Annotated in this window: 15 protein-coding genes; 1 reads left to right on the forward strand and 14 read right to left on the reverse strand. The window is 45.9% G+C overall.

Annotated elements, in window-relative coordinates; genetic code table 11:
• Genes EXT47_RS14520 through mraZ form a run of 12 tightly spaced genes read right to left on the reverse strand, consistent with a single transcriptional unit; the run spans nucleotide 1 to nucleotide 13,371 of the window.
• Nucleotides 1-912 carry a D-alanine--D-alanine ligase gene (locus EXT47_RS14520; protein WP_130126927.1) on the reverse strand — a complete coding sequence of 304 codons (912 nt, stop codon included), beginning with the start codon at nucleotides 910-912 and terminating at the stop codon, nucleotides 1-3.
• Entirely contained in the window at nucleotides 909-2,342 is a 1,434-nt protein-coding gene (gene murC / locus EXT47_RS14525) for a UDP-N-acetylmuramate--L-alanine ligase (protein ID WP_130126928.1), read from the reverse strand. Before murC ends, EXT47_RS14520 begins: the two co-directional genes overlap by 4 nt.
• Before the next feature lie 8 nt (nucleotides 2,343-2,350).
• The gene (gene murG, locus EXT47_RS14530) at nucleotides 2,351-3,418 is read right to left on the reverse strand and encodes an undecaprenyldiphospho-muramoylpentapeptide beta-N-acetylglucosaminyltransferase (protein ID WP_130126929.1); all 1,068 of its coding nucleotides are present in this window, start codon (nucleotides 3,416-3,418) and stop codon (nucleotides 2,351-2,353) included.
• Entirely contained in the window at nucleotides 3,415-4,590 is a 1,176-nt protein-coding gene (gene ftsW, locus EXT47_RS14535; RefSeq protein WP_039494194.1) for a cell division protein FtsW, read from the reverse strand. The genes murG and ftsW overlap by 4 nt, the downstream gene beginning before the upstream one ends.
• Nucleotides 4,587-5,909: a UDP-N-acetylmuramoyl-L-alanine--D-glutamate ligase gene (murD, locus tag EXT47_RS14540; RefSeq protein WP_130126930.1), complete on the reverse strand. Its 1,323-nt coding sequence runs from the start codon at nucleotides 5,907-5,909 to the stop codon at nucleotides 4,587-4,589. The genes ftsW and murD overlap by 4 nt, the downstream gene beginning before the upstream one ends.
• Nucleotides 5,909-6,991, reverse strand: coding sequence for a phospho-N-acetylmuramoyl-pentapeptide-transferase (gene mraY, locus EXT47_RS14545; protein ID WP_130126931.1), 1,083 nt, complete (start codon nucleotides 6,989-6,991; stop codon nucleotides 5,909-5,911). The genes murD and mraY overlap by 1 nt, the downstream gene beginning before the upstream one ends.
• Nucleotides 6,985-8,379 (reverse strand): UDP-N-acetylmuramoyl-tripeptide--D-alanyl-D-alanine ligase, encoded by a 1,395-nt coding sequence (gene murF, locus EXT47_RS14550; protein ID WP_130126932.1) that lies wholly within the window; start codon nucleotides 8,377-8,379, stop codon nucleotides 6,985-6,987. The genes mraY and murF overlap by 7 nt, the downstream gene beginning before the upstream one ends.
• Nucleotides 8,376-9,839: a UDP-N-acetylmuramoyl-L-alanyl-D-glutamate--2,6-diaminopimelate ligase gene (murE, locus tag EXT47_RS14555; RefSeq protein WP_130126933.1), complete on the reverse strand. Its 1,464-nt coding sequence runs from the start codon at nucleotides 9,837-9,839 to the stop codon at nucleotides 8,376-8,378. Before murE ends, murF begins: the two co-directional genes overlap by 4 nt.
• On the reverse strand, nucleotides 9,832-11,646 hold the full coding sequence (locus EXT47_RS14560; protein WP_130126934.1) for a penicillin-binding protein 2: 1,815 nt from the start codon (nucleotides 11,644-11,646) through the stop codon (nucleotides 9,832-9,834). Before EXT47_RS14560 ends, murE begins: the two co-directional genes overlap by 8 nt.
• Nucleotides 11,643-11,966, reverse strand: a complete 324-nt coding sequence (gene ftsL, locus EXT47_RS14565; RefSeq protein WP_010368658.1) for a cell division protein FtsL — start codon at nucleotides 11,964-11,966, stop codon at nucleotides 11,643-11,645. The genes EXT47_RS14560 and ftsL overlap by 4 nt, the downstream gene beginning before the upstream one ends.
• Nucleotides 11,966-12,898, reverse strand: coding sequence for a 16S rRNA (cytosine(1402)-N(4))-methyltransferase RsmH (gene rsmH, locus EXT47_RS14570; RefSeq protein ID WP_010368659.1), 933 nt, complete (start codon nucleotides 12,896-12,898; stop codon nucleotides 11,966-11,968). The genes ftsL and rsmH overlap by 1 nt, the downstream gene beginning before the upstream one ends.
• 14 nt (nucleotides 12,899-12,912) lie before the next feature.
• Nucleotides 12,913-13,371: a division/cell wall cluster transcriptional repressor MraZ gene (mraZ, locus tag EXT47_RS14575; protein WP_010368661.1), complete on the reverse strand. Its 459-nt coding sequence runs from the start codon at nucleotides 13,369-13,371 to the stop codon at nucleotides 12,913-12,915.
• A gap of 428 nt (nucleotides 13,372-13,799) precedes the next feature.
• Between mraZ and EXT47_RS14580 the strand changes: the two genes are divergently transcribed.
• A complete protein-coding gene (locus EXT47_RS14580) occupies nucleotides 13,800-16,793 on the forward strand; it encodes an EAL domain-containing protein (RefSeq protein ID WP_130126935.1) in 2,994 nt (997 codons plus the stop codon).
• Nucleotides 16,794-16,822: 29 nt separating this feature from the next.
• On the opposite strand, the gene EXT47_RS14585 is transcribed toward EXT47_RS14580, so the two are convergent.
• Together EXT47_RS14585 and EXT47_RS14590 are read right to left on the reverse strand one after the other, a co-directional pair.
• On the reverse strand, nucleotides 16,823-18,487 hold the full coding sequence (locus tag EXT47_RS14585) for an alkaline phosphatase (RefSeq protein WP_130126936.1): 1,665 nt from the start codon (nucleotides 18,485-18,487) through the stop codon (nucleotides 16,823-16,825).
• Nucleotides 18,488-18,662: 175 nt separating this feature from the next.
• On the reverse strand, nucleotides 18,663-19,877 hold the full coding sequence (locus EXT47_RS14590) for a sodium:proton antiporter (protein ID WP_130126937.1): 1,215 nt from the start codon (nucleotides 19,875-19,877) through the stop codon (nucleotides 18,663-18,665).
• Nucleotides 19,878-20,007 lie beyond the last annotated feature (130 nt).

The raw sequence follows: 20,007 nt of genomic DNA on the forward strand, positions 1-20,007 counted from the left end.
TTAAAGCGTTTGCTCCAAAATGCGAACAACTAATTGTTCAAAACTTACACCCGTTGCTTTTGCTGCCATCGGCACCAACGACTTTTCGGTCATACCAGGTACGGTATTTACCTCGAGTAGATAGAAATGACCTTGCTCATCTTGCATGGCATCAACACGTCCCCAACCAGTGGCACCAACCAATTCAAAAGCGTGCTTTGCCATCACTTGTAATTGCTCCGTGTGTGCAGCGCTAATATCCGCCGGACAATAATACTCTGTACTGTTAACTTGGTACTTCGCTTCATAATCGTAAAAACCACGAGGCGTACGCATTTCAATAACAGGCAATGCCTCTTTACCGAGCATAGACACGGTAAACTCGCGTCCAGTGATCCATTGTTCAACGAGAACTTGATCGTCAAACGTAAAGGCATTATTTAATGCCGCAGTCAGGGTCTCTTCGCTGTCTGCCTGAGCCATACCTATGCTTGAGCCTTCGTGACTTGGCTTCACCATGACTTTGCCAAACTCAGCGATTAGCGCCTTAGCATCAAAACCCATCTCTTTGCTTACAACAGCATAAGGTGCCGTACTTAACTTGGCAGACTGAAATAGATGCTTACAGCGAACTTTATCCATTGCAAGCGCACTACCAAGTACACCGCTTCCTGTATATGGTATCCCCATAAACTCAAGCGCACCTTGAATAGTGCCATCTTCACCGCCACGGCCATGTAGTGCAATGAACACGCGATCCACACCAAGGTCTTTAAGTTGCCATAAATTACGTTCTGCTGGATCAAAAGCAATCGCATCTACACCTTGATTAACGAAGGCATTTAACACTGCATTACCTGATTTTAGCGACACCTCTCGCTCTGCTGAACTACCGCCAAGTAATACGGCTACTTTTCCAAACTGACTACTCATAATTCACTCTGTTTTAACTGCGCTATCGATAGCCCGGTTGCGGCTAACTGCTTCACGATTTGACCTATATTGCCAGCCCCTTGCGTCAACACTAAGTCACCATCTGCCATGGTGCTTGCCAACACTTTCGCCAATTCACCATGGTCACTGATATGGATAGGCTCGACGCCACGTTGACGGAGACTACGGCACAAACTTTTACTATCCGCACCAACGATGGGCGCTTCTCCGGCACTATATACATCTAACAGCAGTAATTTATCAACATCGCAAAGCACTTTTACGAAATCTTCATATAAATCGCGTGTTCGACTATAGCGATGTGGCTGATAAATCATAACCAAACGCTTATCAGGCCAACCAGATTTAGCTGCTTTTATCGTCATCTCAACCTCAGACGGATGGTGGCCATAATCATCAACCAACATCACCTCACCCACTTCATTATTGAATGAGCCGTAATGCTGGAAGCGACGTCCTACACCCTCAAAATTGGCTAGCGCCTGATAAATCGCTTCGTTTTCAATATTGTGATCTTTTGCAACCGCAATAGATGCCAGCGCGTTCAATGCATTGTGCTTACCTGGCATATTTAGTGTCACTTCAAGTAACTCACCGTCTTTGGTTCTGACTTTAAAGTGTGATTCACTTTGTGTTTGCTTGAAGTCCAGTAACTGATAATCCGCATCGTTAGCCTCACCGTACGTGATGGTCGGCCTTGCAAAGCGTGGCAATAATTCTCTCACGACTGGCGAATCGATACACACCACCGCCAGACCATAAAATGGTAAGTTATGGATAAACTCGATGTAGGTGTCTTTCATTTTTTCGAAGTCACCGTCGTAAGTATCCATGTGGTCTTCTTCGATATTTGTTACCACCGACACCATCGGCTGCAAATGCAAAAACGACGCATCGCTCTCGTCCGCTTCTGCGATAAGGTATTCACTGCTGCCGACTTTGGCATTACTGCCAGCACTATTGAGCAAGCCACCAATAATAAAGGTTGGATCCAGCTCAGCCCGCGCAAAAATACTCGCGATCAGGCTCGTCGTTGTGGTCTTACCATGTGTTCCTGCCACCGCAATCCCGTGACGAAAGCGCATCAACTCGGCGAGCATTTCGGCGCGACGAACGATTGGCGTACGGTTTGCCTTCGCCGCTTGGATCTCTGGGTTTTGGTCGTTGATGGCACTCGATACCACAACCACATCAGCCATTTTTACATTTTCAGCTTGGTGGCCGATAAAGATCTCGGCGCCCATATTTGTTAATCGCTCTGTCATCGTACTTTTAGCGATATCTGAGCCTGTAATTCGGTAACCTTCAAAGGCCAGCACTTCTGCAATCCCACCCATACCAGCACCACCAATCCCGATAAAGTGGATGGTGTTGATACGTCGCATTGCTCTTCTGCTTGAAGCTTCCATTTTATATCCTAGTTCGATAATTCTGTACAAATTTGGGCAACTTTCGCTGTTGCCTCCGACTTACCGCATTGTCTCGCTTTTGCTGCCATGGTCGCAATTTTTTGCGGCTCAATAACAAGTGGCTGCAGTGTAGTTGCTAGCATTTCTGGCGTCAGTGCAGTTTGCTGCAATATAAAAGCTGCCCCAGCCGACACTAAAAATTGCGCGTTAGCCGTCTGGTGATCGTCAACGGCATGTGGGAAAGGCACAAAAATCGCCGTTTTCCCAGCTGCGGCTATCTCACTCACAGTAAGCGCACCGGCACGGCAAATAACAAGGTCGGCCCAAGCGTATGCGGCATCCATATCATGAATGAACTCGCTGACCTCAGCATTAATGCCTGCACTTTCATATCGTTGTTGTGTATCGTCTTGGTTATGTTTACCGCTTTGATGACGAATATTTAATCCGATACTGGCCACCTGTTCCTGAAGTAACTTGAGTCCTTCTGGCACGGTTTCATTCAGTGCTTTTGCTCCCAATGAACCACCGACAATTAATAGATTTAACGGCACTGAAACCGGTTTATCGCTAATCTCAGCAACACTTGCACGTACCGGATTCCCCACAACCTGAGCGAGCTTTTCACTGAATGCGCCGGGAAAACCAGCCAGTACGCGACTTGCAATTTTCGCCAGCAACTTATTGCTCATACCCGCAACCGCATTTTGCTCATGGATCACCAAAGGGATCCCAAGCAGTTTCGCAGCAACACCTACAGGGCCAGTTACATAACCGCCCATGGCTAACACCACATCAGGTTTACGCTGTTGTAAAATACGCTTTGCTGCTAGTACCGCTTTTAAAACCATAAATGGCGCGGTTAGTAATCGTTTGACTCCGTTACCACGTACGCCTTTCATGGCAATGAAATCAATTTCAAAACCGTAACGCGGCACCACATCCGCTTCCATTCTGTCCGCAGTGCCAACCCAGCTCACTTGCCAAGCCTGCGCTTGTAAAAATTGTGCCACTGCAATACCTGGAAAAATATGTCCACCTGTACCGCCCGCGACCACTAGAAGACGTTTTGTCATCGTCTACCTCCACGGGATGTTGCCTGCCTTGTCGACATTTTTGTCTCAAAGTCTATGCGCTGTAAAATGCCTGCCGCAATTGTCATCACCCAGAGGCTAGAGCCACCGTAAGAAACAAATGGCAGTGTTAAGCCTTTAGTGGGTAAAATGCCGGCGCTCGCGCCAATATTAACAACTGCCTGAAAGGCAAACCAAATACCAATGCCCAAGGCAAAATACCCTTCGTATTCTTTGCCTGCTTTAAGGGCCTTTTGCCCGATAAAAAGCGCACGAGTAACCAATACACCGAGTAAAATAATAATGCTAAATACACCGATAAAGCCCAGTTCTTCGGCAATTACTGCAAAAATAAAGTCATTATGTGCTTCCGGCAAATACTGTAGCTTTTGTATGCTATTACCCAAACCTTGACCAAACCAGCCACCTTGGCCGTATGCCATTAGGGATTGTACCAATTGATAACCAGCGCCAAATGGATCTTCCCAAGGGTTTAAAAAGCCCACGACACGCTTCATACGATATGGCTCAATGATGATAAGCACTACCACCAAAGAGACACCGGTAAGCATTAAGGTAAAAAATTGCCAAAGCCTTGCACCGGCTAAAAACAATAGGCCAACGGTCGTCACAAACATGACCACCACAGTACCTAAATCCGGCTGCATCAAAATTAAGAACGCATACACCGCAAACACAATCATTGGCTTGGCGAAGCCTTTGATGTTTTCTTGTACTTCATCGCGTTTACGTACCAAGTAGCCGGCAATATAGCTGAAGAAAAATAGCTTAGATGCCTCTGCTACTTGCAAACCAAAAGGACCAAGCGGGATCCAGCGCCTTGCACCATTTACTTCGCGACCAATAATGAGTACCGCCACTAACAGTACCAAACCAAAAAGCAGCAAATATGGATTACTGCGTTTCCACCAAGTCATTGGCACACTTGTCGCGAACCAAAAGAGAATAAACGAGCCCACTAAAAAGATAACGTGGCGAATGGTAAAGTGAAAAGGATTATCAAATAGTCGCTCGGCAACCGGCATAGAAGCACTTGTCACCATCACAAATCCCACTCCAATAAGCATGAGCATGCAGTACATCAAAGGTACGTCAAATAAGCTCTCGGACTGGCGAGGCGTTAGCGCCTCTTTGATATCAGCGACATTAATCAAGCATGTTCCCCCACTAAACGGACGAACTCATCCCCACGCGCCATATAGTTTGGATACATATCTATACTGGCACAGGCTGGTGCTAATAGCACAATATCACCATTGGTCGCTATCGTTTTTGCCGCCAACACAGCTTCTTCTAAATTGTTGACTTGATGGCTATTGCGCAGCAGTGGCATAAACTGTGCGCCGTCTTGTCCGAAACAAAATAGCGCTTTGCAATGCGTAGTGAGTGGCGTCTTGAGTGGTGAAAGATCTGCCCCTTTCGCATCACCACCCACGATCAAAATAATATTTTTGCGGCCTGAAGCCAAAGAATCAATAGCAGCGACCGTCGAGCCAACATTCGTTGCCTTTGAATCGTTGAAGTAACGAACCCCTGCAACATCGGCAACCAACTGACAACGATGAGGTAACCCCGTGAAACTCGCAAACGCGCTGGCAAATGCCTGCATAGGTAATTGCATCGGCGCTAATAGCGCCAATACCGCCAAGGCATTAAATTGATTATGTCGCCCCACCATCGCCAATGTTTTTACCGGTAATAGTGGTGTTTGTTTATGTGCGAAATGCGGCTCACCGTCAAAGGTCATTAAGTGATAATCCCCCTCAGTGAGGGATACACTGCTGCCTTGACCATGCTGCGCAAAGGTATAATGATCTTCAGCATTAAAGACAATATGCTCAACATGCTGGTAAATACGTTGCTTCGCTTCGATATAAGCTTGAAAATCAGGATAGCGATCCATGTGATCTTCAGTAATATTGAGGATCATTGCCGACAAACAAGCCAAGCTATGCGTGGTTTCAAGCTGAAAACTAGACAGCTCGAGCACATAAACATCATGCGGCTGCTCTAACAACGACAGCACAGACGTGCCAATATTGCCGCCAAGCCCAACTTTTAAGCCTGCGGCTTTCAATACTTCTGTCGCGAGCGTAACAACGGTGGACTTACCGTTAGAGCCCGTAACGGCAATCACTGGACGGGTATTGAGGCGTGCAAATAGCTCGATATCGCCGATGACTTCAACGCCTTCGGCAATGGCAGCGGCAACGCTCTGTTCAAATAGCGGGATCCCTGGGCTAATGATAATCAGATCCGTTTGCGCCAAAGCGGCATCAGCAAGATTGCCAAATACCGCTTCACATTCAGGTGCGTTGTGACTTAGCCAGTCCGAGCCCGGAGGCACTGGACGACTATCAACCACTTTTGGATTAATACCGTGCGACAGCAGAAAACGCACAATCCCCTGTCCTGTGACTCCAAGTCCCAGTACCGTGACATGCTTTTTCTGTAATTGCTCAATATACGTCATTATCTAATCTTCAACGTCGCAAGACCGGCCAGAACCAAGATAATCGAGATGATCCAAAAACGGACTATCACGCGCGGCTCAGGCCATCCTTTTAATTCGTAATGATGGTGAATGGGGGCCATTCTAAAGATCCGCTGACCTCTGAGTTTGTATGACCCTACCTGTAAAATCACGGATAATGCCTCCATCACAAATACACCGCCCATAATGATCAGCACTAGCTCTTGGCGTACTAAAATAGCGATGATCCCGAGTGCACCACCCAACGCCAATGAACCCACATCGCCCATAAAAACTTGTGCCGGATAAGTGTTAAACCATAAGAAACCAAGGCCTGCGCCGACAATCGCCGTACATACCACAACCAATTCACTTGTGAGTGGCAAATGAGGAATATGAAGGTAGCTTGAGAAATTAGCGTTACCAGTCACGTATGCAATAATCGCGAGTGCTGAGGCAACCAAAATGGTCGGAACAATGGCAAGACCATCCAAACCATCAGTCAGGTTAACTGCGTTTGACGTACCCACAATCACAAAGTAGCTCATGACTAAATAGAACAAACCAAGTTGTGGTAATACATCTTTCAAAAATGGCACGACTAGCGTGGTTTCCGCAACGCTGGTGGACGTAAAGTACAAAAATGCCGCCGTAGATATCGCAATAACCGACTGCCAGAAGTATTTCCAACGTGCAATTAGGCCTTTACTGTCTTTTCTGATCACCTTACGGTAATCGTCCACGAACCCAACAATACCTAAGCTGCCAATGACAAATAACGTCACCCATACATATTTGTTGCTAAGGTCGCCCCACAGTAGCGTACTGGTAAAGATCGCAGCCAGAATTAAGAGTCCACCCATGGTTGGGGTACCCGACTTGGACAAGTGCGATTCAGGGCCATCATCACGTACGGTCTGACCAATTTGCATACGTTGTAATGCAGCAATAAGTTTAGGGCCAAAATACAACGAAATCATTAAGGCCGTTAAAATGCCTAAAATCGCCCTCAGCGTAAGGTAAGAAAATACGTTAAACCCAGAATAATATTGGGTAAGATACTCGGCTAGCCAAACTAACATGATACTTCTCCTGTCTCGCTATCCGACTGGCCAGCGTTTACTAATTCTTCAACGAGCAGTTCCATCCGCGCACTACGTGATCCTTTAACGATAACGGTGCATTGTCCTGATTGCTCAGCCAATACAACCCGTAACGCCTTCATTAAATTCTCGCGAGTCGAGAAATGACGATTTGGCTTTTCAAATACATTGCTTGCGCTACTACTCAGCACCCCCAATGAAAACAATTCATCAATGCCTTGCTGCTTAGCATACTCGCCGACTTCACGGTGATATTCGCGGGCATCTTCACCCAGTTCTGCCATATCGCCCAACGCCAATACTTTATAGCCAGACATAGACGCCAGTAAATCAATCGCCGCGTTGACAGATTTCACGTTTGCATTGTAGGTGTCATCGACGACACGCAGCGTGTCCGAGACTTGGATCATGTTGACACGGCCCTTTACTTCAGCCATTTGTTCAAGACCCGTTGCCACCTCACTTAAGCTTGCGCCCAGTTCAGTTGCCAATGCTGCCGCAATCAACGCATTGCCAACGTTGTGCTGGCCACTAAGCGGTAAACTAATGGTGGTACGCTGTTCACCTTGGCATAGCGTGAAGGTCGGGCGAGCTAGCTCATCCAGCTCAATTGCTTCCACCCAAATATCAAGCTGAGCATTTAGGCTATAACGTTTCACTTTAGAAACAGCTAAGCTTTCCTGCCACATCTGAGCATAATCGCTATCAGCATTGATGACTGCGACACCGTCAGCTTTTAGGCCTGAGAAAATCTCACCTTTCGCTTTTCCTACCCCATCAATTGAACCAAACCCTTCGATGTGGGCTGGTGCGACGTTACATACTGTCGCCACGTCTGGACTTACCAATGCAGTGGTATAAGCAATTTCACCCAAGTGGTTAGCGCCGAGTTCTATCACCGCATATTCATCATCTTCACTTAAGCGCAATAGCGTCAACGGTACCCCGATGTCGTTATTAAAATTACCTTTCGTCGCAAGGACTTTACCTTTTTGCGCCAAAATCGCCGCACACATTTCTTTCACTGTGGTTTTACCGACACTGCCGGTAATTGCAATGGTTTTAGGGGCAACGGTTTCAATTACTGCTCGGCCAATTTGGCCTAAAGCAATGCGCGTATCTGCAACAACAAACTGTGGTAAATCGATATCTTCATCGTGCTCAGAAACAATAGCTGCAATAGCACCCTGCGCTTTGGCCACATCCAAGAAGCGGTGGCCGTCAAAGTTAGGCCCTTTAAGTGCTAAAAATACCTCTCCAGACTGTATTGTTCTGGTATCAGTATTAATATTGGCGACTGCCAAATTCTCCCCGTCGTAAGGGGTTTTTAAGACTGCTGCAAGCCAAGAAAAATCCATCTTGATCATGCCTTTTCCCCTCGTAAAATCGCTGCAACGCATTGCCTATCACAAAAATCAATGCGTTCAGTACCTATAATTTGATAATCCTCGTGCCCTTTCCCCGCTATTAGCACCACACTGTTTTCATCAGCTAGGTCTATCGCGTGTTGAATGGCTAGCCCTCTATCAGGCTGGCAGACAGCATACTCAGGGTGGATGAGTCCTGCCTTAACGTCATCAATGATTAAAGTGGGATCTTCACTTCGTGGATTATCGCTGGTGATCACCAGTTTATCTGCATATTTCTCCGCAGCTCGCGCCATTTCAGGACGCTTACCTTTATCTCTATCACCACCGCAACCAAACACACAGATAAGATTACCCGGTACATGTGCTCGCAAGGCTTGTAGTGCGAGTGCCAAAGCGTCTGGGGTATGGGCATAATCAACAATACACGTAGGTTTTTCAGGGGCACTAAATGGCTGCATACGGCCTGCAACTGGCGCAAGTTGGCTGCAAGCTTCGCTTAATGCTTCAAGACTTGCGCCTTGCAATAGTAAAGTCGCAATCGCAGCAGCTAAATTATAAAGATTAAACTCACCATACAGTGGCACACTGACTTCACATTCACCCCAGCTGGTTTTTAACGTCGCTGTTAAACCATTTGGGTGTGCCGACACGGCATCAAAGCATACATATTGTTGGTAGCTATGCGCTTCACTCCAGCGACCGTAAACAACCACTGTATCGTCATTAAACTCAGCGGCCCAGCTTGCACCTACTTCGTCGTCAATATTGATGACTTTGTGATTTGGCGCACAGCGAGTAAATAGCAGTTTTTTGGCTTCTGCATAGCTTTGCATATCACCGTGATAATCTAAGTGATCGCGCGTCAAGTTGGTGAAAACAGCCACATCAAAGTCGCATTCGTCAACTCGACCTTGCACCAAGCCATGGGAAGATACCTCCATCGCGACTTGATCATATTGTTGCTGTAAAAACGCCAAAATACGTTGTAAATCTACGTTTGACGGCGTGGTGTTTGCCAGCGGAATAAGGCTGTCTGGTTGACCATAACCAAGCGTACCTATCACAGCACCAGCACTACCGGTTAGGCTCGCTAAATTGGCAATCATCGCTGTCGTGGTAGATTTACCATTGGTGCCAGTAACGCCTGTGAGTTTGAGCTTTTTACTCGGGTATGCATAAAACCGCGCTGCAATTGCTGCCAACTTATCAGCAAGATTATCGATAAAAATCGCTTGCTCTGGTGCAACATTAAGCTCGCTTCCCGTTTCTGCAAGCACACATTTAGCGCCTTGCGCAACGGCACTGGCGGCATATTTAGCACCGTCTTGGGCATGACCTTGCAGTGCAACAAAACAATCACCCGGCTCAATCGCTCGACTGTCTATGCGTAGATGCTCAACCTCAACAGGGGCAATATTGACACCATAATCACTGAGTACCTGAGCAAGATCACGCATCGTTATCTGCTCCAGAAATATAAGCCACACGCTCTTTATCAGGTGCTACGTTTAGAATTCTCAGTGCATTAGACATAATTTCAGCAAAAGCAGGCCCTGCGGTTTGACCGCCATAGTAAACATCTCCCGCCGGTTCATTAACCATCACCACAACCGCAAGCCTTGGGTCGCTTACTGGTGCAACGCCCGCAAAGTAACCAACATACTCATCACCATAGCCACCCGCAACCGCTTTTTCTGAAGTACCTGTTTTACCAGCGGCACGGTATCCATCAACTTTTACGTTGTGGGCAGTACCACCACGTTCAAATACTGACTCCATCATCTCTACCACGGCATGTGTATCTTGCTCGCTAAAAATACGCTTACCTTCAGGAACTTCATCCTGCTTCACAATTGTAAGTGGTCGCAAGATACCACCGGCTCCAAACATAGCGTAAAGTCTTGCCATTTGCGCGGTGCTTACAGATACTGCGTAACCATAAGAGAGCGTTGCAATTTCAAAGTTAGACCAACGGCGGTTTGGATAAAATAAGCCAGCGCTTTCACCAATCATGTTTGAGCCCGTTGGCTCACCAAAACCTACTTCTTGATATAAATTGATAAAATACTCTTTTGGCAGCATTTGCGAGATCTTCGCAACTCCCATGTTACTGGAGATTTTAAGGATCTCTCTTAAGCTCAGCTCACCATTGTTGCGAGTGTCTTTCACCAAGCCACCGCTTAAGTTCATCCAGCCTGGATAAGTATCTATCGTGTCTGTTGCCTTAACTGCACCATAATTTAAACCAGCCAATACCGCTAAAGGCTTTAAGGTTGAACCGGGTTCAAATAGGTCAGTCATAGCGCGATTACGACGCTTATAAGGTGCAGCGGTACTTAGATCGTTAGGATTAAAGCTTGGGCTATTCACCAAAGCTAAAACCTCGCCAGTGTGTACATCAACAACTATCGCCGAACCAGAGGTAGCTTTATAGCTCAGTACCGCTGATTTTAACGCGCGATAGGCAATAGCTTGGATCCGTAAATCGATACTCAAGTAAACATCTTCCGGCTCAACACGCTGTTCTTCTGAAAGTACTTGTACTTCACGACCCTGCGCATCTTTACGAATGGTGCGTTTACCAGCCGTACCGGTTAATGCAGAATCGAACATACGCTCGACTCCTTCAATACCTTTGCCATCAATATCGGTTACACCAATCATGTGCGCCGTTACTTCGCCGCTTGGGTAAAAACGTTTGGACTCGTCAAGCAAGTGCACGCCCGGCAGGCGCATTTGACGAATATAGTTGGCAACAACCGCCGTCACTTGACGCTTCAAATAGACAAAACGACGGCTTGGGTCTCCCCTAAGCCGTTCATCGACATTTTCTGGTTTAAGTCTGAGCACATCTGCAAGCTCTTTCCACCTGAGCTCATCATCATACCAAGCTTGTTTCCGTATTTTCAGCTCAGCATCGTTTTGCTCCAACGCTTTATAATCTTCACCTTCTTTACGGGCTTTGCGTAACACTTTTTTGGCAAGTGCCTTATCAATGGCAAGGGGATCTGCATAAACGCTCACAACCGGCACACTCACTGCCAGCTCTTTGCCATTGCGGTCGAAGATCATGCCTCGTTGAACATTGAGTTTCTCAACCCGTACGGTGCGCTTATCGTTTTCTTCAATGGCCTTATCAGGCTCAATTACTTGCAAAAATGCAGCGCGTGCAACAAGCGTCATAAAAACGGTGAGCATTACGCCGCAAACTAGAGCAAAGCGCCAGGTGATAATAGATTGAGTTTTTTGCTTTTGTTTATTCATGGCAGCACAATCACCTGTTCATCTTTACTGGTTGGGCGTTTCATCTCTAACTGCATCTTGGCTATCTCTTCAATCCTTGCATGCTGGGAGTAAAACTCTTCTTCCACAACGAGATATCGCCATTGTAGGTCTAGCTCATCGCGCTGTTGCAATAACTCATCCTGCTGTATCAATTGCTGGCGAGTTAAATGGGTAATTTGCACTACTGCGAGTGCAGAAATCAAAATCGTAAGTAGCAAGAATGCCGTCAACTTATTAGCAATGATGTAATAGCCTATTTCTACAAATAGATTCGGTTGACGTTGCTTACTTGCATTCATTAGAGCTTCTCCGCCACTCTTAATACTGAGCTTCGCGAGCGTGGATTTTGTGCAATCTCTGCATCGCTAGGCTTAATGGCTTTACCCACTGCCTTTAAGGTGAGATTTTGTTTAAGTTGTTCATCCGTTAAAGGCAGACCTCTGGGTATCGCCTCTCCCTTACTCTGCTTCTTGATAAACTGCTTTACAATGCGATCTTCTAGAGAATGAAACGAGATCACCACTAACCGACCACCAGGTTTTAACACCTCAAGTGACGCTTGCAATGCAGTCTGAATTTCTTCTAACTCGCTGTTAATATAAATACGAATGGCTTGGAAAGTACGAGTTGCAGGATGCTTGTGTTTGTCTTTGACAGGCACAGCTTCATCTATCAATTGCGCTAATTGCGCTGTGGTTGTAATCGCGGTGTGCTCACGCACTTCAATGACTTTACGAGCAATACGAGTAGCAAACTTTTCTTCGCCATACTTTTTGATCACGAATACCATTTCTTCAAGCTCTGCTTCAGCTAGCCACTGTGCAGCGCTGCGACCTGAATCAGGATCCATACGCATATCTAGTGGCCCGTCTTTCATAAAGCTAAAGCCACGGTCTGCATCATCAAGCTGAGGTGAAGACACACCAATGTCCAACAAAATGCCATCAACCTGACCTAAGATACCGGCTTGTTCCGCGACAGATTTAATTTGCGAGAAGCGGCTTCGCGCTATAGAGAAACGCGCATCATCGGCAAACTTTTCAGCCGCCTTAATTGCTTGAGGATCTTGATCTATGGCTTGTAAACGCCCAGTCGACAATCTTTTGAGGATTTCACCTGAGTGCCCACCACGACCAAATGTCCCGTCGATATATATACCTTCAGGGTTAATTGCTAGGGCATCTAGGGTTTCGGTCATTAATACCGAAATATGCTTAAACTCTTCGCTCATTAATTTGTTTACCCCTACAAGGAAAAGTTTTCCAGTTCAGGGCTTTCCTCAAAGTTTCCTGAGTGTTCAATTTCGGTATCTGCCTGCATTTGCTGATACCAGCGTTCTTCGTCCCAAATTTCAAATTTATTGAGTAACCCAACTAGCATTATTTTTTTGCCTAACTGCGCATGGGATCGCAATGAAGGCGCTAATAAAATCCGGCCATTTTTGTCTAGTTGGTATTCTGTAGCATGACCTAGCAACATCCGCTGCCAGCGTCTCACTCTGGGATTGGTATTAGAGATGCGACTTAGTTTGGTCTCAATTTCTAGCCATTCGGAGAGTGGGTAGAGCCACAAGCACGGTTCGTTGATCGCAATAGTACAAATAACAGTTCCCTGATCTTCGGACAGCAGCGGTTGACGGTACTTAGTCGGTACCGCAAAACGCCCTTTGTCATCCAAAGCTAGCGAACTTGCACCTCGAAACATGCTGATCCTATTTCTAAGTTGGTTGATCCAGTTTGATCCACTAAAACCCACTTTTTACCACAGAAGAACAGTCTAGGGCTTGACAAGCACTTTTGTCAAGCTCAGTCGGCACCTTTAACGCCTTTGAAAGCCAGAAAAATCGCGGGATTTGTGGAAGATCATGAATTTTGTGGAAAAAAGTGGAGAGATGAAAAAATGCCATTTTTTTTGGCCAGATAATCACGTCATACTTTCAAATTAGAAATTAAAAATTCCATTTGTTAACCCTTGCTTAAGGATGCTTTTGCAGCTGAATTATTTATGCAAATTTGCTTGGTTGTCCCTACTCGATTCGGTATCATTCGCGCTCTCTGATCAGCTCCATAGGTGGGATTATTCTGAAATCTTCAATACAGTTTCGATTTTATCGCTTACTAGTTCTACTGTGCTTGCCATGTCTGATCATTATTTTATTTCTATTATGTGAGCAACGTCAGCAGGCATTAACACAACAGTCACAACAGGCGCTGCATTATGCCAAACAAGTTGCGGCGATCCAGCAGGTAGAGCTCGCAGATACAGAACAAGTCTTACAGCAACTGTCGACCCGTATTGATCATCTTACGGTAGAGCACGGTAAGTGCCCGCCGCTGCTTTATCACGCGATGCTGCTCAGCCCCAACCTAGCTAACCTTGGCATAGTTGACGCACAAGGGAACGTACTTTGTACGACGCATCAAGCAGATCAACGCGAGATCAATATCGCCGATCGTGGTTACTTTAAAACCGCAATACGCACTGCCCAGTTCAGTATTGGTGAGTATCAGATTGACCGCAGCATGCAGCGTGCAACGGTCAACTTCGCGCTACCAATTTACGATGATCAGCAACAATTTTTATTTATGCTTGTTGCGGTAAAAGGCTTAACGCATTGGAGCCAGACCCTTGCAAAACTGCCGCTTCCTGTTGGTACTCGGGTAATGATTGCCGATGCTAAAGCGCAAATCATTGCGCAATATCCAGCAGCAAATGCAGAACTTGGTCGTGCTGTTAGCAGTTCTTGGCCAAGCAATTTAAGCACACAGGCGACACTACTCAACACCCCTGAAGGCAATCGCTTGGTGTATGTAAAGCAATCACTCAATAACAGCAACCGAGCGTTACAAATCTACTTTAGTTTCGACTTTGAGTCCCAGTTGAGCAGTATAGATAAGCGATTTGCACTCTTTTTAGGGGTCTTCTTTGTGCTTGTGTGCATTTTGTTTTGGCAAACCCATTGGCAACTAAAGCAACAACTTTTAAAACCGCTAAGCGCACTAAAGGATGCTATTGCAGCACTTGAGTCAGGTAAACAAGATTCTCGTTTTAACGCAGCCAAAGTCCCTAGCGAATTTGAGCATATCGCCGAGCGCTTTGCTCATATGGCGCAAACACGCCTTGCCGCTGAAGACAATGCAAATCATAGACTTGCCGTTGTAAAAGCCTTGATTAATGCACTCCCCGATAGCTATGTGCGCTTAGATCAGCAGGCTCAGATCTTATCTCGCTATGGTGATTATACCGATAAGGCGCAAACGCTGAGAGAGTTGCTACCAGAACATATTTATAAGCGGATCCGAGCAGAACTGGCACTGCTAAACGATAAAACCTATGTGCAACTCGAGTTTTCTCCAACCAGCAATCAAGTAGTTGAATGTCGCCTGTGCGCCATTGAATCCCATCCTCAGGCGTTGCTGATTTTCCGAGATATTAGTCAACGTAAGCATCAAGAAGAGGCACTAAACCTTGCAGCATTGGTGTACAACAATAGTAGCGAGTGCATGATCATCACGGATGCCAATGGCTTTATCTTGGACGTCAACCTAGCCTTTACGCGTGTAACTGGTTACTCACGCTCAGAGGTGCTAGGTAAGTCCACTGCCATGTTGGGGTCGGGTCAACACGACCGTAGCTTTTACGAGTTAATGTGGCAGCAGCTTAACGAACATGGCCGTTGGCAAGGTGAGATTGTCAACCGTAAGAAAAATGGCGAGCTCTACACCGAATGGCTAACTATTGATAGCGTTTATGATAGCAACCGTGAGATTTATCGCCGTGTCGCGATCTTCACCGATATTACCGAAGTTAAGCGTAAAGATGCGCTGATCTGGAAACAAGCACATTTTGATGAATTAACCGATCTTCACAACCGTGTAGGACTTAAAAAGCACTTAAAAAAGCAGGTTGCCAGCGGACAACAACAAACCGCCGTGCTGTTACTCGATCTCGACAACTTCAAGGATATTAACGACACTTTAGGCCATTATTACGGTGATTTACTCTTAAAGTTAGTCGCGCAACGTTTGAAGAGTATGGCTCCGCATGCGTTTTTATCTCGCATTGGAGGTGATGAGTTTGTCTTTGTGTTGGAAGATGATGAACACAAAACAACATGCAAAGCATTGGCCTCCCAGATCCAATCTGCACTCAAACAACCATTTGAGATCAAAGATGAGCAGTGCCATATCACAGCAAGTATGGGGATTGCCACCGCACCAACAGATGGTAATGGTGCAGAAGCCCTATTAAAGGCCGCCGATCAAGCAATGTATCGAGCAAAGCAACAAGGTCGCAATGGCTATGTGATTTTTGACGATACCTTACGCAAAGTCGCGGAATCTAGAATGCAAATGCTCAAAGGTATTCGCACTGCACTGCATAACAATCAATTTGAAATGCACTACCAGCCAATCGTGTCACTTGACGACAATCGCGTCGCCAAAGCCGAGGCCTTGATCCGCTGGCGACACCCAGAGCAAGGCATGGTGAGTCCAGCTGAGTTTATTCCGTTAGCCGAAGAAACCCAGCTCATTCACCATATTGGAGATTTAGCCTTTGCTCAGTCTGTTGATACGTTGACGCAACTACAGCACTTAGGCCATGCAACACAAATTAGCATCAATGTGTCACCGGTCCAATTTGCCGCTAAAAATTGCACCTTAGCAAGCTGGAGTGACAAACTCACGACGCTTGCGATCTCCCCTGAACAACTAGTTTTAGAGGTCACTGAGGGAATGATGATGCACAATGATAGCCGCACTAAACAACGAGTTGAACGGTTAAAGCAGCAAGGCTTTCAATTTGCGTTAGATGACTTTGGCACGGGTTACTCGTCACTTGCGTATCTAAAACAATTAGATTGTCACTTTGTGAAAATTGATAAGCGCTTCGTCGATGGCATCGCAACCAATGCAGACGATTTAACCCTGTGTGAAACCATTATTTTGATGGCCCACCGCCTTGGCTTAAAAGTCATCGCTGAAGGCGTTGAGACCGCGACCCAGCATCAGCTATTAAAGCAGGCTGGATGTGATTTTGGTCAAGGTTATTACTATTCAAAACCGCTACCACAACGCGAGTTTCTGACCTTAATGACGGAAAAAAGCCACATTGCTGTGGCTTAACTGAAGTTACTTAAATCTAGGTGCTTGGTTTATTCAGTTAAACCAAGTGCAGTCATCATTTTGTTTGCAACATCCACATGGTGCTGCATAGTTGAGAACTGCTTAGTTACGCCCGCAGGACCGAAAGTATAAACCGGTACTGGCGCAGCCGTATGCGTACCAGTACCCCACACTACGCTTTGCTCTGAGGCAATCGCGCGAGCGATTTTTCCAGTGTAGTCTTCTTTGGCGTATACGTAGAAGTCACTAAAGTCTTCAAACGCAGGGATCATCGTTGCATCTTTATCGTCATAGACACTTTGACCAACCTTCTCTGCATTATCTAGCGTCACGGTGTAAGCCGTCATATCTTCAATGGTCGCTTTCCAAGTTGGACCCGATACATTCTCATAGGCTTCATCAGGCGCAGCTTCAGCAAGAATATCGAAGAAAGTGCCTGTTTGCGCGTAAAGCTTGTCTAGTTGCGCAAGTGGGCCAAAGTTAAACTTAGGATGATATTCTTTAGCAACACCATTTACATACATACCATCGCCAGACAGCGTTTGTGCTTCAGGACGCTCATGCTTTGAATAACTAAAGCCAAAACTACCCGTTTCATGGTCTGCAGTCACAACAACTAGCGTATCGTTGCGGTCTTTTACCCATTCATGAACAGCTTCAACGGCTTCATCAAATTTAAGCAGCTCGTTTAACATCCAACCTGCATCGTTTGCGTGACCCGCCCAGTCAATTTGACCGCCTTCAATCATCAAGAAAAAGCCATCTTCATCTTTAGACAAGATATCAAGCGCTTTCACCGTCATTTCTTTTAATGAAGGCTGAGTACAGCTGTTGCTTTGTTGACAAGCTTTGTAAGCAATAGCGTCACTCATACCAGAGTTTGCGAATAGGCCTAGTACTTTTTCGCCTTCAAAACTGCTTAATTGTGCTTTATCAAAAGCAAGGCCATAACCATGTTGCTCTTTTGCTTCAACAACTAGGTTAGTTTCATCGCCACGTTTTGATTTTTTGTATACGCTGCTAGGCATGCCAAGCGCGTCAAGTTGTGCTTTTACTTCAGCGTTATCAGGCGTGCTCTTTGGTACGAATACGCGAGCGCCACCAGATAACATCACGTCAACACTGCCAGAGCGAACTAATTGCTCAGCGATTTCAGCTTCGTATGAACGATGCGGCATATGGGCAGCAAATGCAGCAGGCGTCGCGTGCGTAATACGCGTATCTGAAACAAGACCCGTCGCTTTACCTGCGGCTTTGGCTTTTTCTAAGATAGTCGCTACTTTATTGCCATCGGCATCAAGGCCTATCATTTCAGAGCCTGCAGCAAGGCCAGTTGCTAATTGTGTTGCCGAACAAGCAGAGTCAGTCACTAGACTGCCAGTCGCGCCATGTGGTGCGTTCATGGAAAGGCCTAAATGACCACCCGCAGCAAGTTTAGACAGCGCAGTTTGATTGCCTTTGTTTTTATAAGTTGAGTTTGGCGCGCGCTGTGCATACTCTTCAAGTAAGCCAACTTGCTGTGGTCCCATACCGTCACCGATCATAAGGATCACATTTTTTACTTGTGTCACTTCTTGCACTGGTACTTCTTTGATGACTTCAACTTCTTTGATCACCTCAACGGTTTTTGTATCGTCATCACACGCGGTAAGTAGAATTGCAGAGATAGCAACTGTAAGTAACTTTTTATTCATTGTACTGTTCCTGAAACGTAATATTTGTCTGTAAGGCGGGCACAGTCTAGGCGCGTTACATGACTTTTTTATTTCAACAAAGTGACAAAAAATATTTTATTTCACAATAAGTTACAATATAACAGTACAATTCAGATACGAAATCATACGCTATACCAATTGTGATTTAGAGTAATCACTCTCGGTCTGAAGTACTGGTAAATAATTTAGAAATGGGTCGACTGGATAATCCAAATACAAAAATGCTCAACAGCACCGTTGCCATTGCCACTTGAGTAATTTGCAAACCATTTGGCAACTCTTCGCTGAGTAGCATTAAGGTTAGCACCACCGAAGCCAATCCCTTGGGTCCAAACCAAGCTAACGTAAAGCGCTCTTTGGTTGTCAGTTCGCCACCTAACAAACAAAGGAATACCGGGATCAATCTAAACAAGGCGGTTGCTAACACTGCATACACCCAAACCTGCCATTGGGTAACATTTAACAGCACTACACTGGCCGACAAACCAAACACAATCCAGATCATAAAAGCCGCAAATTCGGCGAGATGCTCCCCTTCTTCGATAAGCTGATCTTTAAACTCATCACGATAATATTTATCAAACAGCAAACCGCTAACAAATGCAGCAATAAAGCCGCTGCCATGCAGAGCTTGGGTTACCGAGAAAACTAAAAAAGCGATGCCAACAAAGAGAAAAGGGCTGGTTTTAGACGCAAAGTAATGATGTTGATAGGCGCGTTTAAGTAACCAAATTATCACCCCAGTCAGTAACCCCGCGACAACGAGTGCAATCCCCACTTCCCGTATAAAAATCCAAGCAAATGATTCAGTTGTCGCTTGCATTCGCTCAGCTACTACGCCCAGTAAAAACAGAAATACCGGAATACACAGGCCATCATTCAAGCCACTTTCCACATTAATTGCCTCACGTAATCTGGTGGGCACAGACTTATCCTGAATGAAGGTTTTGCATAAAGTAGCATCGGTTGGGGTGATGATCACCGCAATTAAAAAACACGCCAACCAAGATAACTGGAACAGCTCATGGGCCACCCAAGCGCCAAATACCATAGTTAATGGCAGCCCGAGTAACAACTTAACCGGTAACTGGAAGCTGTGAGATAACACCCGTAATCGCGTTTTTGCAGCATCGGAAAATAAATAAATCGCAAGCGTCAGCTCAATAATCGGCAACCAAGTCTGTAGGCCATTAATATCTACCGCTAAAGCTTGTTGCCCCCCATCAATATTACCAAGCACAAAGCCTATCACCCCGCCCGTTAGCACAAACCACATAGGTGCAGTGAGCTCAGCCCTATCTAATTGTCGAGCAGTGATGCTATAGATAAAAAGAGAAAGTCCAATCGCCGCAATCAAAGCATAAATCACGTTGCTATTCCTTTACTGAAAACCTGCTACTGATAACGCGAGTATGACAAATCTTGTTCAGTTAAGCCAAACATCTAACAACATCCTCCTATCTCCTAAAAAGCGAATCAAACAACAAAGAGCTGCAGGC

It is taken from the genome of Pseudoalteromonas sp. CO342X (genome assembly GCF_004208915.1).
Classification (GTDB): Bacteria; Pseudomonadota; Gammaproteobacteria; order Enterobacterales; family Alteromonadaceae; genus Pseudoalteromonas; species Pseudoalteromonas maricaloris.